Source organism: Arcobacter sp. F2176, from assembly GCF_004116465.1.
Taxonomy (GTDB): domain Bacteria; phylum Campylobacterota; class Campylobacteria; order Campylobacterales; family Arcobacteraceae; genus Arcobacter; species Arcobacter siniprincipis.
Genome location: NZ_PDJV01000006.1, coordinates 83667 through 103843, shown reverse-complemented (window position 1 = coordinate 103843; position 20177 = coordinate 83667). Strand labels below are relative to the sequence as shown.

Annotated in this window: 20 protein-coding genes; 18 read left to right on the top strand and 2 right to left on the bottom strand. The window is 25.8% G+C overall.

What is annotated here, in order from left to right:
- The first annotated feature begins 38 nt into the window (after positions 1-38).
- The 11 genes from CRU95_RS07530 (at position 39) to CRU95_RS07480 (ending at position 8762) form a co-directional block, all read left to right on the top strand.
- On the top strand, positions 39-788 hold the full coding sequence (locus tag CRU95_RS07530; protein ID WP_129100533.1) for a DUF3450 domain-containing protein: 750 nt from the start codon (positions 39-41) through the stop codon (positions 786-788).
- Positions 785-2098 (top strand): MotA/TolQ/ExbB proton channel family protein, encoded by a 1314-nt coding sequence (locus CRU95_RS07525; protein WP_129100532.1) that lies wholly within the window; start codon positions 785-787, stop codon positions 2096-2098. The genes CRU95_RS07530 and CRU95_RS07525 overlap by 4 nt, the downstream gene beginning before the upstream one ends.
- A gap of 1 nt (position 2099) precedes the next feature.
- Positions 2100-2618 (top strand): MotA/TolQ/ExbB proton channel family protein, encoded by a 519-nt coding sequence (locus tag CRU95_RS07520; protein ID WP_129100531.1) that lies wholly within the window; start codon positions 2100-2102, stop codon positions 2616-2618.
- Between the two features lies 1 nt (position 2619).
- Positions 2620-3027 (top strand): biopolymer transporter ExbD, encoded by a 408-nt coding sequence (locus CRU95_RS07515; protein ID WP_129100530.1) that lies wholly within the window; start codon positions 2620-2622, stop codon positions 3025-3027.
- Position 3028: 1 nt separating this feature from the next.
- Positions 3029-3622 (top strand): energy transducer TonB, encoded by a 594-nt coding sequence (locus CRU95_RS07510; protein WP_129100529.1) that lies wholly within the window; start codon positions 3029-3031, stop codon positions 3620-3622.
- Positions 3619-4845, top strand: a complete 1227-nt coding sequence (locus tag CRU95_RS07505; RefSeq protein WP_129100528.1) for a hypothetical protein — start codon at positions 3619-3621, stop codon at positions 4843-4845. The genes CRU95_RS07510 and CRU95_RS07505 overlap by 4 nt, the downstream gene beginning before the upstream one ends.
- An 86-nt stretch (positions 4846-4931) precedes the next feature.
- Positions 4932-5156 carry a ferrous iron transport protein A gene (locus CRU95_RS07500; RefSeq protein WP_164969746.1) on the top strand — a complete coding sequence of 75 codons (225 nt, stop codon included), beginning with the start codon at positions 4932-4934 and terminating at the stop codon, positions 5154-5156.
- Complete coding sequence (gene feoB, locus CRU95_RS07495) at positions 5149-7590, top strand: ferrous iron transport protein B (protein ID WP_129100526.1); 2442 nt, start codon at positions 5149-5151, stop codon at positions 7588-7590. The genes CRU95_RS07500 and feoB overlap by 8 nt, the downstream gene beginning before the upstream one ends.
- Complete coding sequence (locus CRU95_RS07490; RefSeq protein WP_129100525.1) at positions 7583-7885, top strand: hypothetical protein; 303 nt, start codon at positions 7583-7585, stop codon at positions 7883-7885. Before feoB ends, CRU95_RS07490 begins: the two co-directional genes overlap by 8 nt.
- Entirely contained in the window at positions 7882-8037 is a 156-nt protein-coding gene (locus tag CRU95_RS07485; protein WP_129100524.1) for a FeoB-associated Cys-rich membrane protein, read from the top strand. Before CRU95_RS07490 ends, CRU95_RS07485 begins: the two co-directional genes overlap by 4 nt.
- Before the next feature lie 53 nt (positions 8038-8090).
- Positions 8091-8762, top strand: coding sequence for a hypothetical protein (locus CRU95_RS07480; RefSeq protein ID WP_129100523.1), 672 nt, complete (start codon positions 8091-8093; stop codon positions 8760-8762).
- On the opposite strand, the gene CRU95_RS07475 is transcribed toward CRU95_RS07480, so the two are convergent.
- Both CRU95_RS07475 and CRU95_RS07470 read right to left on the bottom strand, forming a co-directional pair.
- A complete protein-coding gene (locus CRU95_RS07475) occupies positions 8720-10435 on the bottom strand; it encodes a sensor histidine kinase (protein ID WP_129100522.1) in 1716 nt (571 codons plus the stop codon). The genes CRU95_RS07480 and CRU95_RS07475 overlap by 43 nt on opposite strands.
- A complete protein-coding gene (locus tag CRU95_RS07470) occupies positions 10426-11109 on the bottom strand; it encodes a response regulator transcription factor (RefSeq protein ID WP_129100521.1) in 684 nt (227 codons plus the stop codon). Before CRU95_RS07470 ends, CRU95_RS07475 begins: the two co-directional genes overlap by 10 nt.
- A gap of 146 nt (positions 11110-11255) precedes the next feature.
- Here CRU95_RS07470 and CRU95_RS07465 point away from each other — a divergent pair, with 146 nt between their 5' ends.
- The 7 genes from CRU95_RS07465 (at position 11256) to CRU95_RS07435 (ending at position 20093) form a co-directional block, all read left to right on the top strand.
- Positions 11256-12239, top strand: coding sequence for an AraC family transcriptional regulator (locus CRU95_RS07465; RefSeq protein WP_129100520.1), 984 nt, complete (start codon positions 11256-11258; stop codon positions 12237-12239).
- Between the two features lie 105 nt (positions 12240-12344).
- A complete protein-coding gene (locus CRU95_RS07460; RefSeq protein ID WP_129100519.1) occupies positions 12345-14420 on the top strand; it encodes a TonB-dependent siderophore receptor in 2076 nt (691 codons plus the stop codon).
- A 132-nt stretch (positions 14421-14552) separates the two neighbouring features.
- Positions 14553-15515: an AraC family transcriptional regulator gene (locus tag CRU95_RS07455; RefSeq protein WP_129100518.1), complete on the top strand. Its 963-nt coding sequence runs from the start codon at positions 14553-14555 to the stop codon at positions 15513-15515.
- 107 nt (positions 15516-15622) lie between these two features.
- Positions 15623-17713, top strand: coding sequence for a TonB-dependent siderophore receptor (locus CRU95_RS07450; RefSeq protein ID WP_129100517.1), 2091 nt, complete (start codon positions 15623-15625; stop codon positions 17711-17713).
- An 11-nt stretch (positions 17714-17724) separates the two neighbouring features.
- Positions 17725-18027 carry a hypothetical protein gene (locus CRU95_RS07445; protein ID WP_129100516.1) on the top strand — a complete coding sequence of 101 codons (303 nt, stop codon included), beginning with the start codon at positions 17725-17727 and terminating at the stop codon, positions 18025-18027.
- A 9-nt stretch (positions 18028-18036) separates the two neighbouring features.
- On the top strand, positions 18037-19611 hold the full coding sequence (locus tag CRU95_RS07440; RefSeq protein WP_129100515.1) for a PepSY-associated TM helix domain-containing protein: 1575 nt from the start codon (positions 18037-18039) through the stop codon (positions 19609-19611).
- A complete protein-coding gene (locus CRU95_RS07435; protein WP_129100514.1) occupies positions 19608-20093 on the top strand; it encodes a hypothetical protein in 486 nt (161 codons plus the stop codon). The genes CRU95_RS07440 and CRU95_RS07435 overlap by 4 nt, the downstream gene beginning before the upstream one ends.
- Positions 20094-20177 lie beyond the last annotated feature (84 nt).

Genomic DNA, 20177 nt, shown 5'->3' with positions numbered 1-20177 from the left:
GATTACTATTCTCATTATTTAAACAAAAAAGGAAAATAATGTTTAAACCATTGAATTATCTTATACTCTTTGCTTTTATATCATCAGGGCTTTTTGCTTCAGATTTAGATAAATCTCTTGATGTTATACAAAAAAGCAATAATACACTACAGTCTTATCAGAAAAAAATTGATAAAAATGAAGATATACGAGAAACTCTTTTTGATCAATATAAACAAAAAACTGCACAATTAAAAAATACCCAAAAATATAATGAACAGTTAGAAAAAATCTTTGTATCTCAAAAAGAAGAGCTACAAAGTATGGATCAACAGCTCATAGATATTGAACAAACAAAAAAGAATATCTATCCTTTAATGTTAGAGATGATTAGTTCTTTAAAAGTTTTAATTAAGTCTGATACACCCTTTTTACTACAAGAAAGAGAAGATAGGGTAAAAAGACTTGAAGAAAGTCTTACAAAAGCAGATATAAAAACAAATGAAAAATTTAGAATTATTCTTGAAGCTTTTAAAATTGAATATGATTATGCAAAAACAATAGAAGCATATCAAGAAAAAATAGGAAATACAAGCTACAACATTTTGCGTCTTGGAAGAGTTGCTTTATATTATCAAAGTTTGGATTTGAAAAACTATGGTTACTTTAATAAAGAAACAAATAAATGGGAAGAAATCACAGATAGCACTTCAAAATCAAATATAAGAACAGCTATAAAAATTGCAAAAAAACAAGGGAATGTCACTTTATTAAATTTACCCTTCTTAGCTAAAAAGGAAGCAAAATGATACGATATATACTTACTCTAACACTTTTTAGTACATTATCATTTTCAATGGACTTAACTTCACTTTTACAAAGTGTTCAAAATGATTCAAAAAAAGAAATGCAAGCTGAAAAACAGAGATTACAAACATTTATTGATAATAAAGAAAAACAAAAAGAACTCCTTAATCAAACAGAAGAAGAGCTTAAAAAAGAAGAACTACGAACTGATAAATTAAAAAAACTAATTGAGGAAAAAGAAAAAGTATTAACTAAAAAAGAAGAAGAACTTAAAATAAAAGCAGCTAATTTAGGCGAAATATTTGGAAGTGTTAGACAAACTTCTTCTGATTTTTTAATTAACTTTCAAAGTTCACTAACAGCATCTGAAGATTCAAATAAAGAAGAACAGTTTTTAAAACTATCAAATTCTAAGAAACTTGCAAATATCCAAGAATTAAAAGAGTTTTGGCACTCTATGTTAGATGAAATTATCAAAAGTGGAAATATTGCACAATACGATGCTGATGTGATTTTAGCATCAGGAGAAAAAACAAAAGAAAAAGTTACTAGAGTTGGTTTATTTGCTGCCACATCAAATGGTAAATATTTAACTTATTCAAATGATATGAAGTCATTAGTTGAATTAACTGTTCAACCAAGTGGTTCTGCTGTTCAATTAGCAAAAGATTTTGAATCATCAAATGAAATTTCAAATATCATTATTGATCCAACAAGAGGTACACTTTTTGAAATGATTGCAAATAATCCAACCATAATGGATAGAATCACACAAGGTGGGATTGTAGGATATATTATCTTGATATTAGGAGCCTTAGGTTTACTTTTTGCTTTATTTAAAATGATTGTATTAAATATTAGTTCAATAAAAATCAAAAAACAGATGAAAAATATATCTGAAATAAATCAAGATAATTCATTAGGAAAGATTGCACATATTTTTTATAAAAATTCAAATGATTCTATAAATGATTTAGAAATTAAAATCGGTCAAGCTATTTTAAAAGAAACAACACAAATAAAAAAAGGTCAAAGTTTTGTAAAACTTCTAGCAGCTGTTACTCCTTTATTGGGATTATTAGGAACAGTTACTGGGATGATTGCAACTTTTCAAGCCATAACTTTATTTGGTACAGGTGATCCAAAACTTATGGCAGGTGGTATTTCAACTGCATTGATTACTACTGTTTTAGGATTAGTTACAGCAATACCACTTCTTTTTGCATATACATACATCTCTTCAAAATCAGAAGAACTTGTATCTATATTAGAAGAACAAAGTATTGGATTATTAGCAAAAACATTGAAGTAATATGATTGATTTATATATAGATGATTTATTCTCTTTCTTTGATAAGGGTGGTTTAGTTTTATATTTTGTTTTTTTTCTTGCAATTATTTTATGGACATTATTAATTGAAAGATATGTTTATGTTAGTTTTACATATAAAAAAGAAAAAAAAGCGATTATAAAAGAACTAGAGGATATTCCTTCTCAAACTAAATTTAAAGATGAGATTAAAAGATATTTTCTTCATAGTTCATCTTTTAAACTTAAATCAGGTCTTGATTTAATCAAAACTATGATTATGGTTTGTCCCTTAATTGGTCTATTAGGAACAGTTACTGGGATGATAGAAGTATTTGATGTTATGGCAATTACAGGAAGTAGTGATGTGAAATCTATGGCAAATGGTGTATCAATGGCTACTATTCCAACAATGGCAGGAATGGCTGTAGCACTTAGTGGTATTTTATTTGAAAAGAAACTAGAACTTTCAATCAGATATAAAATACAAAAATTCGAACTAGAACTTTCTAAGGTAATATAATATGAGAAGATTTTCACAACATAAATATAAAGAAGAAACAGAAATCAATCTAACTCCAATGCTTGATGTTGTTTTTATTATGTTAATATTTTTTATTGTTACAACTTCTTTTGTTAAAGAAACAGGTATTGAAGTAAATCGTCCAAGTGCAAAATCATCAGAACAAAAAGGTAAAGCAAATATCTTAATAGCTATAAAAAATAATAATGAAATCTGGATTGATAAAAGAATGGTAGATATTCGTTCAGTAAGAGCAAATATTGAGAGATTAAAAGCCTTAAATTCTCAAAATTCTGTGGTAATACAATCAGATGTAGATTCTAAAACTGGTATCTTAGTAAAAGTAATGGATCAAATAAGACTTGCAGGTATATTTAATATCTCAATTTCTACACTAAGAGATAACTAAAATGCGATTTCTTTTAGCTTTAAGTTTGTCTATCATTATTTGTCTTGGTTTATTTTTTGGTATGTTTATAATGACAAATAGCAATAATAAAAAATTTGAAGAACCTACCCAATTGCGACACTTAGTATATTTAAGAGAAAAAGATGATACAAATATTGAAAGAAAAAAAAGAATTAAAGAAAAACCAAAAGTAAAAAAACTAGAGCAAAAACCAAAATTTCTTAAAAAATATTCTACAGAACCTGAAAAAAATGTGAAAATTGTTCCTTTTAAAATTCAGCAAAAAATCGAGATATCAAAAATATCATCATTATCTGGTGCAAAAGTTATTTTAGATGCAAATACTTTAGCACCCTTAAAAAAAGTAAATCCAAAGTACCCAAGACAAGCAAAATCTAGAAAACAAGAAGGTTATGTCAAATTAATTTTTGATATTGGTAAAGATGGTTATGTTTCTAATGTAAAAGTTTTAGAATCCAATCCGGAAGGTATTTTTGAGCATAGTTCAATAAGTGCAATTAAAAGATGGAAGTTTAATAGAAGTGAATACTCAAAAACTGCCACTATAAAATTTAATTTTAGGTTAGCAATATGAAAAAAATAATCTTAATTATAACTATTTTAGTTTTATCATCATTTGCAAAAGAGACTCTTTCAAGTGCAAACTTTAAAAAGCTTCAAGAAGCAGAAAAACTTATTGAAACAAAAGATTATAAACAAGCATCTAATCTTTTAAAACCATTATTAAAAGATACAAATGATATTACAATATCTTATGCTTTACAAAGTTATGCAAGTATATATTTAGAACAGAATAAATATAAAGAGGCGATTTCAAATTATGAAAAAATACTTAAATTAAATGTTTTTAAGCCAAATGAAATAAATAGAGTTAAATATGTTTTATCTCAATTATATTTATCTGAAACTCTATATAAAGAAAGCATTAAATACTCATTGGAATTATTAAAATCAAAAGATATTAATAAGCAACTCATTTATCAGAATTTAGCTTTAGCATACTACTATGCACAAGAATATAAACAAAGTATTGTGTATGACGAGAAAGTAATTGAATACAAAAAGGAATTATTAGAAGAGTATTTAAAAGATTCAAAAGAAAATCAAAAAAATAAAAGTAAACCAAATTTGGAAACTTGGTATAAAATTTTGTATTCATCTTATTTTGAATTAAAACAATATCCTAAGGCTATTGAAATTATTAAATATATGATTAATAATTTTGAATCAAAAGAAGAGTATTGGATGCAATTAGTTTTGATTTATCAAAATACAAATGATCAAAAACAGATGCTCTCTACCTTAGAATTAGCATATGACAGAGGACTAATTAACCATAAAAACAATATCCAATATTTTGTAAATTTATTATTACAAAATGACTTATATAATAAAGCAGCACTTTTAATCGAAGATGGTATAAAAAAAGGAATTTTAGAAGATAATAAATCAAATTTTAAAACTTTAATTAATTCACATTTAAATGCAAAAAATATAAAACATGCCATAAAACTTTTAACTACCAACGCAAATGCAAAAAGTGAATATTACGAAATTTTATTAGCAAATATTTATTACAATGAGTCAAATTATAAAAAAGTAATTTCAACTTTAGAAAATTCAGAATTCAAAAAAAATTCAAAAAATGATGGGCAAAAAAACATCTTACTTGCCCTTTCTTATTATGAATTAGAAAAAGAAGATTTTTCAAAAAAATACCTAAAAGAAGCTCTATTAAATAAGTTTGAACATGCAAGGGCCAAAAAAATCATCAAACAATTAGGTTACAAAATATGATTAATCACAAACGGACATATTTTAGCCATATTTTTTCATTATAATATTAATACTTACTATTAATATAATTTATGAAAAGGTGGCTAATGACCCTAAATGAAATAATCCCATTTAAACCTGCAATAATCAAAGAGATTAATGCAACAGGTATATTATTACAAAAACTTTATGATATGGGATTTATAGAAGGAACTTCCATAAAACTTATTAGATACTCTCCTTTAAAAGATCCTTTAGAAGTAGAACTATTATCTTATCATATTACATTACGAGTAAATGAAGCTAAAGCAGTTAGAGTAAGTTATGAATAGCACCAATTTAGCCTTAGTAGGACAACCTAATTGTGGTAAGTCTACTATTTTCAATATGTTAACAAACATCAAACAACACATTGCAAATTATCCTGGGGTAACAGTTGATAAAAAAGAGGGTTCATATACTTATAAAGATTCAAGATACAATGTAATTGATTTACCAGGGACTTACTCTTTTTCTTCATATTCAGAAGAAGAAAAGATCACAAGAAGTTATATCTTAAATAAAGAAACTAACATAATCATAAATACAATTGATGCTTCAAATTTAAGAAGAAATTTGTATTTAACTATGCAACTTTTTGATATGCAAAAACCTATGATAATTGCATTTAATATGTTGGATATTGCAAAACAAAATGGTCAAGAAATCAACTTTGAAAAATTAGAAAAATTAGTCAATGCAAAAGTTGTGCAAACAGTAGCTACAAAAAAACAAGGATTGAATGAACTAAAAGATTCAATTATAGAAGTAAATAATGACTTAATCTCTCATGTATCCACTGCCTTGTTTTATGAAAAGTTGCAGCCATATATTGATAGATTGAAACCTCAACTAAATGTGGATTCTTTTGAATTATCTAAACATTTTATTTGCATAAAACTTTTTGAAAATGATGAAGGAATTAAATCCTTTGTTAAAAACAATGATTATAATTATGATGAGATATTTGATATTGTTGAGAAGTATAAAAAAGAATTTAAAGATATACATAAAATAAGTGTTGAACAATATATTGTTAAAATTAGATATGAAAAAGCAGATGAACTAGTCAAAGCCTGCACAACAAAAAGTAAAACAAAAGAAAAAACAATAAGCGAAAAAATTGATACAATAATATTAAATAAATTTCTTGCCCTTCCTATTTTAGGTCTAATTATTTTTACTTTATATAAGTTTTCAATAGTATACGGATATGACCTCACTAATATTACTTGGCCCATACTAGCTTGGCTTAAATATACCGTAGTTTCATTATTCCCAAGTGAAGATATTAGTTCCATTCCATATTTAACTCAACTTGCTATTTGGATGATGAATAGTATTATTGCTTTACTTAATTATATTCCAATATTTTTAATACTTTTTTTCTTAATTGCTATACTAGAAGATGTGGGATATATGCCACGAATGGCCTTTATTTTAGATAGAGTTTTCTCAAAATTTGGCTTGCATGGAGAGTCTACCTTGCCCTTAGTTTTAAGTGGAATTTTTGCAGGTGGTTGTGCAGTTCCTGGAGTAATGGCAACAAAAGGAATGAATGACAAAAGAGCAAAAATAGCTACAATTTTAACTATTCCTCTTATGAACTGTTTAGCAAAGATTCCTTTTTTTATATTGATTATTGTGACTTTCTTTAAAGTGCATATGGCTTTAATGATGTTTATGATTTCAACTATTACACTTTTTATTGCATTGATTATTTCTAAGCTATTAAGCATGAGTATTTTAAAGGCTTATCCAAATACTCCTTTTATCATGGAATTACCCTCTTATCATATACCTACATTAAGAGGCTTATTAGTTAAAGTTTTTGATAGGGTTTGGTTATATTTAAAAAAGATTGTTACAATCGTAGCAGCTGTTGCTATAGTTTTATTTGTACTAATACAATTTCCTGGTCTCTCTCAAAAAGAAAAAAATCAATATGATATTCAAAGTAAAGCAATGCAAGATACTTTTTATAAGCAAACAAAACATAGCAAATATTTTACTTATGTAAATGAGAAAAAAGAACTAAAAGAGTTAATTAATTTTTATACTCAATATAAATATGAAAAAATGAATACAAAAGATGTAACTGTTTCAAAAGCTATTGATGAAAAATTTCAAGATAAAAATCAACTGTTTTTTCTTTTTGCTAAACCTAATAAAAATAAAGAAGCTAGAAAAATAAATAAAGCGTTAAAAATACTTTTAAATACAAGAAAAAAATTACTAAGAGAATTAAAAAACAATAAAATTGAGAATTCTTTTTTAGGTTCTATTGGAAAATTCTTTGTTCCAGTTACCCAATATGCAGGCTTTGATTGGAAAATCAATGTGGCATTTTTAAGCTCTTTTGCAGCAAGGGAAAGTTCGGTTTCAACTCTTGGTGCATTATATGAAAGTAATCAAAATAACTCTTTAGGAGATAATCATACATACTCTCCACTAAGTGCTGTGGCGATTATAATATTTATGGCATTGACACCTCCATGTATAGCAACAATGATTATGATAAAAATCCAAACAAACTCTTTAAAATGGATGTTATTTGCCCTATTCTATCCAATAATTTTAGGGCTAATATGTGCTATTTTTATTTTTCAAATGGGCACAATTTTTAGTTTATCAGAAATTGAAGCTATGGGTTATTTTTATATCTTTATTATATTAATAACTCTTGCTTTAGGATTAATACCAACAAAAAAGGAAACATATGTTTAAAAAAATTTTACTAACAAGTATACTTTTAATAAGTAGTTTAGATGCACATACGGCAATCATGACATGCTTTGACAATGGTGATGATAGTATCACTTGCGAAGGTGGTTTTTCAAATGGAAGTAGTGGAAGTGGTGTAAGAATGTATGTAAAACATGATGACAAAAAGATTGTTGAAGGTTTAATGAATGAAAATAGTGAATTTACTTTTTCTAAACCACAAAACTCATATGAAGTTGTTTTTGATGCAGGAGAGGGGCATATTGTCTCTATAAAAGGTAAGGAGATTATAGAATGAGTCTATATGAACTACTTTTTACTGTAATTATTTTTGTTCTTGCACTTTATTACATATACAAAACCCTCTTTAAAAAGAAAAGTTGTGGTGGTTCTTGTGGTTGTGGTGCGCAAAATAGTTCTAAAGAAAAAAAGAAATTCTCCTCAAATTAGGAATTTCTTTTTTTAGACATTCTTTAGCCATTGTTTTTTCATACAATTTAAGTATGAGTAACAATGAAATATTAAATTATTTAAAAAATGCCAAAATCGATACTACTGTTCTAAAAAAAATATGCAAATATTTTACAGAAGATTATACAGCAATACAAACGGCTCAAAAATTAAATCTAAGTAGACAAACCATAAATAATTATTATAAAATTATTAGATCATTATTACTTTCAAAACAAGATGAAATATTTTATTTATTAAAAAATAACCATTTATCTAATAATAGCTTTTTAATAAAATATGTAAAAAATGGACCATACATTAACTATTTTATTGAATACCAAAAGAAAGCTTTTATTTTTGAAAATAGTGAAAATATTTTTCCAAATCTTCAAGAGTTTATAAATGAAAATATTCATTTACAATTACAAAATAGTAAAAAAACCAATTCTGCAAAAGTTTCATTTGATAAAAAAGAGAATAAATATACCTTATTGTATCTTACAAAAAGTGATGAGAGTATTCAAGATTTTATTCAAAATAGATTAAAGAAATTTAGAGGACTAAACAAAAATAACTTATTTTTGCATTTAAAAGAGTCTCAATTTAGATATAACCATTCACAAGATGTTTTATATGAAACTCTTCTTTCTTTATTGCATTTAAAAAAATCTAATATGACTTATACTTCAACTTTAAAACAAGCTCCTTCTTTGGTATTATAAGCACTAATTGTACCTTCAAAGTGTGATTCTACAATTATTTTTGACATATAAAGCCCTATTCCACTACTATTATTTTTCGTACTAAAATAAGGATTAAAAATCTTGTTTATAATATCTTCAGAAATTCCTTTTGCATTATCTTTAACTGTTAAAATGCTTTTATTATTTGTAAATTCTAAATAAATATCTATTTTAGGGTTTTTAATTTTTCTTAAATGTAATACCTCTTTAGCATTACTAATAAAATTTAATACTACTTGAGAATATTCATTTTCAAATGCTTCTACTTCACTATCTTGATGAATTGTAAAGCTTAGATTTATATTCAAATTATTTAAAGAGGGTTTGATTATATTAATTGCTTTATTAACAGCTTCACTTATAAAAAACAGTTCTTTATTTTTAACTGGTTGATAAAAATCTTTAAAGTTATCAATAGTCTGAGACATAAATTCAATTTGCTCATAGGATTCATTTATTTTTTCATCTAAGTATTTTTTATCTAATTCTTTAGTATCTTGAGCCGTTTGTATATCCATATTTATAAATGATAGGTGAGTTAAGGGTTGTCGCCATTGATGGGCGATATTATTAATCATTTCACCCATAGAAGCCAATTTACTTTGGTGTACTAAAAGTTGCTCTTTTTCTTTATTTTCATGAATACTTTGTTTTAATTTATAACCAAGGGCAAAACTTAAAATCATAGATTCAATAGGAAATCCAATATGAAAAATAAAGAGTTCATTTATATCTATTAAATTATATTCACTAACTGCTAAACTTATAAAAAGAACACTCCAACCCAAAATATAGAAGATTGCTACTTTTTCTCCTTTGTATAAAGTGATAATTCCAGCCATCATTAAAAATAAGATAATTAATGTTCTAGATATATATTCATACAAAATTGAATATCCTATAAAAGGTATACAAAATAAATCTAACACATTTATCATAATCAATCCATACAAAAACTTATCCATAATAGGTATATTTTTTTTTGTATTTAATATCTCTTTAGAAAATAAAATAATCACAATAAGGCACAAAGTTTCAAGTATATCAAGGACCATAATTTCAAAAGAGCTTCTATATGTCATAGTAGAAAACCTAACAAGGTCAACTAAAATAATTAACAAAAAAATCTGCATTAAAGAGTAGTAAAAGAAGGCTTTTTTTCTGGTATTTAAAAATATCACAAGATTATATAAAAAGGCTGAAAAGATTATTCCATATGCTATTCCATATAATATGCTTTTATTTTCTAACATATATTGATATTCAAATTCACTAAATACCAATATCTTAAAATTTAATAGTTTTTGTTTTTTATTTTCATATGAAAAATATATATTAGAAGGAGTATTTTTATCAAGTTTTACTATTATCTTATCTAAGCTTTTATTATAAGCTACATTTGAACTAATTAAACTTTTTACATCAGTAGTTATAAATAAATAGTATGTTTTATCTTTTAACGCTTTTTTATTTATTTCTAGTTTTACATCGAATTTTTTAAAATAGTCATTTTTTAAATCATATTGTTTATAATTTTTATAGTTTCCTTTATCTGTTGAAAAGTAAGCCCCAGTTATTAAACTATCTTTTCCATTAGCATAAGCAAAAATATTTATTATGAAAATACAAATAATAATTCTAGCTAATGGCATTGAAGTTTATAACCCATTTTTGCTATATTTTCTATACAATCTTCTGGTAACTTTTTTCTTAGTTTTCGAACCATTGAACGAAGTGCATCTTCACTCATATATGAGTCATACCAAATTATATTCTCTATTTCTTCATATGTTACTACACGAGTTAGATTCATACATAATAATTCTAAAAACTCTAATTCTGTTTTGGATAACTTTACTATTTGTTTATCAAAAATGAGTGTTTTATTAAAAATATCATAAATGCAATTTTGACTAATATGAATAAGATTTAGCCTATTTTCTTTGATATTTACAGCACATTGTTTTAAAACAGAGTGCATCTTATCATGTCGTATTGGTTTGATTAAATATTTTACCAGATTCAATTCTACAGCTTCAAGTAGAAAATTCGTATCTGTATATGCAGTTAGAATTACTATTTGACATCTTTTATCTAGTTCTCTAACCTTTCTAACTAAGTCTATACCTGACATTTTTGTCATTTTTATATCAGTGACTATAATATGGGGTTTAATATCTTTAAAGATATCAAATGCATCTAAAGCATCTTTTGCTTCATACACCGTATCAAATAAACGACTAAAATAAGACATAGCAACTTTGCGTATGTTATTTTCATCTTCAACATATAATAATTTTAAGTTCTTAAATTCGTTCATTGCCATAAATTATTTTATCATAATATTGTTTAATTATAATAATCACTATCATAGTTAAAGCTATTTTAAACATATTTTACTATTATAAGAATTTAATTGTAAGGAAAATCAACAGATGCTATATAGATTATTAAATAATTTTTAAATACAAAATGAATGACACACTTAAAGTAAATTATACAGATTTAATTGATATTATTAAAAAAACACAAAACCCTTTTTCTAGAATAACTTATATTGCTAAAATAAAAAAAGAGTATGGAGAAGGTTTTACTATTTTTTATGATATGGGAAATGGTATTGGTCTTTTTGTTAGAAAATTCATTCCAAAAAAAGACTTAATATTATACGAAGAATCTCAAGTTCCTGGTGCATGTTTGATTTTTAACTTTGGTAATAATATCAATTTTACATATAAAGACAAAAAAGAATATGTTTTAAGAAGTAATCATTTTTTTATTGAATTAGCATCCAATAAATTTTATTGTGAAATTCCATTAAAAAAAGATGAACCTTTTATCTGTATTTTTGTAGGTATAAAAAATGATCTATTTTTGAAAATGGCATATCCAATTGCAAATATTGAAAGATATATGAAACTGGCATTTCAACAAAGTTACTATATTTTAAAAGATTTACAAATTGATGCATTGCAATTAGAGTTATCAAATGATTTTAGAGATGAAAATTCTTTTGAAGATATTTTAAAAAGCATTTATCTAGAATCAAAAATTACAAACTTACTTCACTACACTGTTGAAAAGGTTTCCAAATCTTTGAGTAATTCCTATTCTATAAGTCATAAAAAAGATAGAATTTCATCTTTAGAAAGAGCAAAAGAGATTATTATGAATAACTACAATTCAAAATTATCTATAAAAACTATAGCCTATAAATCTGCAATAAATGAATGTTATTTAAAAAAAGACTTTAAAGAGTATTATGGCATGACTATTTTAGAAATGATTCAAAAAAGACGATTAGAAGTAGCAAAAAAACTATTAAAAGAAAATCATAGCATTAAAGAAGTTGCAGTAAAAATAGGATATAACAATGCTAGCTATTTTAGCAAATTATTCTTTGATCATTTTAATATAACTCCAAATGATTATAGAAAAGAACTCAATAACTTTTAATTTTTCCCTTTATCCCATAAACTTTTCCTCATAGTGTCTTTTAACATATTGATAATTAGTATCAATTTATATATTATCCCTAAATAAAAATTTCAGGAGTATTATATGAAAAAAAAATTTCTTAAAAGAAATTTATCAATAGGCCTTTCTTCTCTTTTATTAACAAGTGAGCTACTTCTTGCCCAAGAAAGTACAAAATTAGATGAAGTTAATATTATAGAGAATAGCATTTCAAATTATCAAAGTGAAGAAAAAGTAAAATTAAATCGTACAGGTATAGATATAGAAGATACAGCTAAATCAATTCAAGTATTTAATCAAACTCTTATTCAAGATGCAAGTCTTAGAAATATTGATGATATTATAGAGTTATCATCAAATACTGTTTACACTGGTGATACAGATGGAAAATCAACTAATATATCTATGAGAGGATTTTCAGGAGTTCCTATTTTAATTGATGGATTAAAAGTTACAAATAAAATCTCAAATCCAGAAGTTTTTGCTTTAGAAGCAGTTGAGATACAAAAAGGTCCAGATTCATTACAATATGGACAATCAAGTCCTGGTGGAATAGTAAACTTAGTTAAAAAGAAACCTTCAAAAGAGACTATTGCAAATATTGAATTACAGATGAATAATAATCCTTCTTTTAATCCTAAAGTTGATATTGGAGGTAGTTTAAATGAAGAGAAATCATTATATTTTAGACTTATTTCTACTTACGAATATGATGAGGGATACACAAATAGTAATACAAACACAAATAAAATATTTATTGCCCCTAGTTTAGCTTATGATATAAATGATAACAACACTTTTACTTTTCTTAGTGAATATACTAAAGAAACAACTCCTACAAGATTTGGAAGTAATGTTAATAGCAAGGGAGAGCTTGTAGCACCTATAGAAAATGTTGCTTCTCATCCTGATGAAGAGTATAAAAGAACACAAAAAGTTATTGGATTTAATCTTGATACTATTTATGATACTTGGAACTCTAACTTTAAATATAAATATATCACACATGTAAGAGATTATGGAAATGTTTATTTACCACTTTCTTATAATGAATCAACAAACACAGTCACAAGATACCCTGCTGATCAAAGAAGTGAATTTAAAGAACATGCTTTACAATATACACTTAACAAAGAATTTAAAATATTTGATGTGAAGAATAACATTAGCATTGGAGCTGATTACAATAAGGCTTATTCAGAAGGAACTTCACATATTGCAATGCAGGCATATAATATAAATCTTGCAAATCCAGTTTATGAGAAACATATAAATTCTGTAGATTCATATCCTATCACACGGGATATGTCAGGAGAAGATTCATATGTAAAATCATGGGGAACATTTCTACAAGATAGTATAAATATTACAGATGATTTAATATTTAGTGCAGGAGTAAGATATAGTGAATCTAAACCAAAAAATGGTAAAAAAACTGATGCAATTAGCCCTTCATTTGGAATAGTTTATCATGTCACTGATAAAACAAGCCTATATACAAATTACTCTGAATCTTTCACACCAAATAGTGCTACAGATAAAAGTGGAAATGTTTTAGACCCAGAAACGGGAAAAGGATATGAAATTGGAATCAAACAAAAACTATTTGATGATAGATTAAATTTAACAGCTGCAATATTTAAAATAGAAAAAGAAAATATTGCATTGGCAGATCCTGATGCTCCATCTTTAAGTGGTTGGTCAGTTCCAAGTGGTAAACAAGAAAGTAAAGGATTTGAATTAGATTTAGCAGGTGATATTACATCAAACTGGTCTATGATTGCTTCGTATGGATATACTAAAACAAAAAATAAAAATAATGATGATAAAAACTTAAGAAATATTCCAAAACATACAGCAAATATTTTCACAACATATAAATTATCTACTTTTGATTTACCAGATTTTTATGTTGGTGCGGGAGCTAGATATTTAGGAAGTAAATATGCAGATGATGCAAATAGTATAAAACTAGATTCTGCAATTATTTATAATGCAACAATTGGTTATAAAAAAGGAAATTGGAAAGCAAATATTAGTGTTCAAAATCTAACAGATGAAGAGTATGTTGATGGATCAGCTTCAGGTAAGACAAGTGATACCAGAGTATATGTAGGAGATCCAAGAACTGTTCTTGCAACAATCAGTTACAGATTTTAAAATATAATATTAACAGTTTTCACTATATAATTAGTGAAAACTGTTTAATTATAATAATCACTATCATTAATTAAAGTTATTTTAAATATTTTTTACTATCATAAGTATTTAACTCTAAGGATATTTAAAATAATGGAAAAAATAAATCACACAGATTTAATAGAAATTAGCAAAAAAATTAATAATCCTTTTTCAAGAGAAACTTTATTAACAAATGTAAAACAAGATTATGGAAATGGCATTTTTATATGGCATGATTTTGGTAATGGAATAGCTAGTTCTTCATGTAATCATATTTTAAATAATGATTATAATATTTATCTTTCTTCAAATATAGCAGGTGCTGTACTAATCTTTAATTTATCAAATAATATTAAATATCTTTTTAAAGATAATCATGAATTTATATTAAAAAAGAATTCATTCTTTATTGGCCTTTCCTCAGATGATTTTTCCGTTGATATGCACTTAAAAAAGAATAAACAATGCAAAGCAATAACAATTGGAATAAAAGAAGTACTTTTTTTACAACTTGCACAAAAACTAGAAAGACTAGAAGAAAGAATGAATGAGACAAAAGTTCATAATCACTCCATCATTGAAGGTGGATATATTGATTCATACCAACTTGAAATATTGTCTCATTTTGAGAATGAAACAATTGATCACAATAGTCTTTCTAATCTTCATCTTGAATCTATGGCATTAAATTTAGCTCATTACACAATTAATAAAATAATCAAAAATAATTTTTCTAATGAAAATATAGATATTGAAAAAATCAAACCATTAGAAAGAGCAAAAGAGATAATTACTAAATATTATAACTCTCCATTAAGTATAAAAGAGATTGCATATAAATCTGCAATCAATGAATGTTATTTAAAAAAAGATTTTAAATTGTATTATGGAATGACAGTTTATGAAATGATTCAAAAACAAAGATTAAAAATAGCAAAAGAACTATTGAATAAAAATTACAGTGTAAAAGAAGCTTGTTTCCAAGTTGGATACAAACACACAGGCAATTTTAGTAAACTTTTCTCTATGCAATATGGTATCAGCCCTAGTTTATACAAAAAACAGCAAGAATAATCTTATTTTTCCCCATTGTGTATAAAATATTCCTTTTTTTGACTACTAGATATTGATAACAATAATCATTTAATGTATTATGCCATAAATTTTACAGGAGAATATTTATGAACTTCAATCATTTACATAAACACTTATCAGTGTCACTTAGTGCATTGATAATAACAAGTTCTGTATTACTTGCAGATAATAAAAAAGAAAGTGAAAGTACAACATTACAAAGCATTGATATTATTGGTGAGGATGTTGCAGCAGATTATTTATCCAATGAAAAAGCACACTTTAATAGAACAAACATAAAATTAGAAGATACTGCAAAATCTATTCAGGTTTTTAATGAAAACTTTATTCAAGATGCTAACCTTCAAAATATTGAAGATATTATAAAATATTCATCAAATACAGTTTATACAGGTGATAGTCATGGAAGAACTAATCAAATTTCTATGAGAGGATTCTCGGGAGTTCCAATTTTATTTGATGGATTAAAAGTTACAAATAAAATGGCCCATCCTGAAGTATATAATTATGAAGCAGTAGAAGTACAAAAGGGTCCAGATTCATTACAATATGGGCAATCAAGTCCCGGAGGAATAGTAAACCTAGTTAAAAAGAAACCTTCAAAAGAGACTATTGCAAATATTGAATTAGAAATAAATGACAATCCATCTTATACTCCAAAACTTGATATTGGAGGTAGTTTAAATGAAGATAAATCACTTTATTTTAGACTTGTTTCTACAATGAAACATGATAAAGGATATTTTGATAATAATACAAATACAAATAGTGTATTTATAGCTCCAAGTTTAGCTTATGAGATAAATGACAATCACACTTTAACTTTTATTTCTGAATATACAAAAGAGACTACTCCTTCATCTTTTGGAACATATGTAAACAGTAGAGGTAAAATTGTAGCTCCTCTTGATACTGTTATTTCTAATCCTGATGAAGAATTCAAAAAAACTCAGAAAATCATTGGATTTGATTTAAATAGCACTTTTAATACTTGGAATTCAAATTTTAAATATAGATATATCGATTATGTAGGAGATAATGGCAATGTACATATGCCACAAAAATACAATGAATCAACTAATGTTGTAACAAGAGCTTATGCATATCAAAAACAAGAATTTCAAGAACATGCACTTCAATATACAATAAATAAAGAAGCCAATATATTAAATCTAAAAAATAATATTACGTTGGGTGTTGATTACAATAAAGCTTACTCAAAACTTGATATGTATTATGATGGTGCAACTGCATATAATTTAAATTTATCAAATCCAACATATGAACAACTTACTAATTTATCTAATCACTCAGGGGCAAGGGATATGTCAACTCCTAAAACAAATGTCAAATCATGGGGGACATTTTTGCAAGATAGTATAAATCTAACTGATGATTTAATATTTAGCGCAGGAGTAAGATATAGTGAATCTAAACCAAAAAATGGAAAAAAAACTGATGCAATCACTCCATCTTTTGGATTAGTTTATCATGTGACAGACCAAACAAGTATATATACAAATTATTCTGAATCTTTTACTCCAAATACACAGATAGATATTAGTGGAAATATTTTAGACCCAGAAACGGGAAAAGGATATGAAATAGGAGTCAAACAAAAACTATTTGATGATAGATTGAATTTAACTGCTGCCATATTTAAAATAGAAAAAGAAAATATTGCTCAACTTGATCCAGCTGATGTTACCAATACAAAATATAAATCAAGTGGTAAACAAGAAAGCCAAGGTTTTGAGTTAGATGTAAATGGAGCAATAACATCAAACTGGTCTGTGATTGCTTCATATGGTTATACTAAAACAAAAAACAAAGATAATGACAATAACTATTTAAGCAATATTCCAAAACACACAGCAAGTATTTTTACGACATATAAATTATCTACTTTTGATTTACCAGATTTTTATGTTGGTGCGGGAGCTAGATATTTAGGAAGTAAATATGCAGATGATGCAAATAGTATAAAACTAGATTCTGCAATTATTTATAATGCAACAATTGGTTATAAAAAAGGAAATTGGAAAGCAAATATTAGTGTTCAAAATCTAACAGATGAAGAGTATGTTGATGGTGCGCTATCTAGTTCAGCAGCTGGTACAAGGGTATATCTTGGTAAACCAAGAACTTTCCTTGCAACTATAAGTTATAAATTTTAAAGAAAGCAATAATGATACAAAAATTATATAAATATTTATCAACACCAGAAAAAAGTGGCAAAAGAATAGGAATATTTAGAACAATAACCTCCATATTTGGAGGTTTAGTTGTGGCTTACTTAGGTATGACCCTACTAGCTTTTTTAATTCCAATTGAAGTACAAAAGTCTGCAATTATATCTATAATGTTAAATACTTTTGCTTGGGCAATAGCAACAATATATATTGCATTATCCTTTACAAAATTAAGTGCATTACTTAGATTTTTAGTTCCTACAATCGTATTTTCACTTGCACTTTATATTTTTTATTAAAGGTTATAAATGAAAGAAACAAAAGCAAAACTATTTAAACAAAGACTTTTTAGGATGCACATAGCAATAGGAATACTTTTTTCTTCTTTTATGTACATTTCTATTTTTTTTGGAATTTTTACAATACTATTACCATATATAAAAACATGGGAAAAACCATCAAGACTTATAGAAAAAATTGATATTAGAAAAATTGATTATAATTCTATGATAAATAAAGTTTTGGAGAATCCAGACTTCCCAAAAGATAATATACTTATTAATCTACCTGGAAATATGGGCGATCCAGCAGTTACTATAACTCATAGATTTGCAAAAGAACATGCCTTTAATCCTCATACTAATAAAGAAATAAACAATGAAACAAAAGAAGAATCTAATCTTGCTGATTTTTTAAATCAATTACATTATGGGTGGCCCTTAAAAACTATTGGAATGATCTTTTTAGGATTTGTAGCAGTTGGAACGCTTGTATTAATAATCACAGGACTTATTTTGATTATTATTGTAAAATTTAAAAATAAAGGTCAAAATCAACAAGCCCTATTTTCAAAAATTCATGTGAAGATTTTCTCATGGATATTTTTACCCTTAACCTTGATTACCATTACTGGTGCAGTTATGAACATAGGATTAATCACTGCTGGTCCAATGTCACAATTGCTTACAAAAGGTGAAGCAAAAAGTATTGATGCAGTTGTAGGGAAAGTATTATTTGCACAAAATAAACCACCAAAGAAATCAAATGAAAAAGCACAAATGAAAAAGCTTAGTGATTTATTAATAAAAGCAGAAAAGATAAATCCTCAACTTAGCTTCAAACAAATAAAATTAATCAACTGGAATGATAAAAAAGCACAAGTTGAAATCATAGGATATAACCCATACAAACCATTTTTTAATGGAGGTATTTTTAACAAACCAACTATCATATTAAGTGCTGTTACAGGAGATTTGATAAAAAATCAAAAAGTAATGGATAAACAGTGGCCAGTATTTGTTGCAGAAGGACTATTCTTCTTGCACTTTTTATTTGGTATTGATATATTTTCTAGAATTATTATGGCTTTATTAATGGCTTTATGCGCTATAGCAATTGGATTTGGAACAATGTTATTTCTTGAGAAAAAAGCAAAAAAGTTTCAAAATAAAATTGTATTTTATCATTGGATAGGAAAATTCTCCCTTGCTAGTATGGTAGGAGTTATTCCAGCTACAGGGATGTTGTTTGTTTTGCAATGGATTTTTCCTTTTGATTTACAAGATAGAGTATTATGGCAAAAAGGGATTTTTTATAATGTATGGTTATTTACTCTCTTTTGGTCTTTTTACAAAATAAATTCTTATGAAGCAGCTAAAAACTTCTTTTTTATTGGAGGATTTTTATTTATACTATCAGTAATCCTTCATATAGCTTTTTTAAATATTACAATATCAGAACTATTTAGTCTGAAGAATATACTTGCAGTAGATATAGGTTTATTTTTATTTGGTGCAAATTTAATTTATGTTGCAGAAAAACTACCTAAAAACAGAAACGAAGCAAAACAATTTTGGACACTAAAAAAAAAGGTTAACACATGAAAATTTACTTAAAAATAATTATACTTATACTTCTAGCCATAAATCTTTATGCCCATGAATTAGATATAACAATAAAAGATAATAAAGATAATACAATGACAATAATAGCATTGTTTAATACAGGTGAAAGTGCTGCTGGAGTATTACTTAGATTAGAAGATAAAAAAACAAAAGAAGTACTTTATGAAAAAAGACTTCCACCTGACAACAAATTAACAGTTGATATTCCTAAATTTGCTTATTTAATAATTCTTGATGAAGGAGATAATGACTTAACAATTAAAGAAGGAATTCCTCCAAAAGAAGGATTTCAAGAACAGAAAAAAGTAAAAAAACAAAAGAGCAGACTTGATACTCAACTCTCTACAAGTAAAGCAATAACAGTATCTATATTTATTGCTTTCTCATTACTCTTTGCAACAATATTTGTAAGTATGAAAAATACTAATAAATTAATAAAAGAGCTCCAAAACAAAAGATAGAAGCTATTTCTATCTTTTATATTTCATTTAGTTAACTATAATTTGTTTTATTATAAAGTATTTAATATAAAATAAAAGTGATTG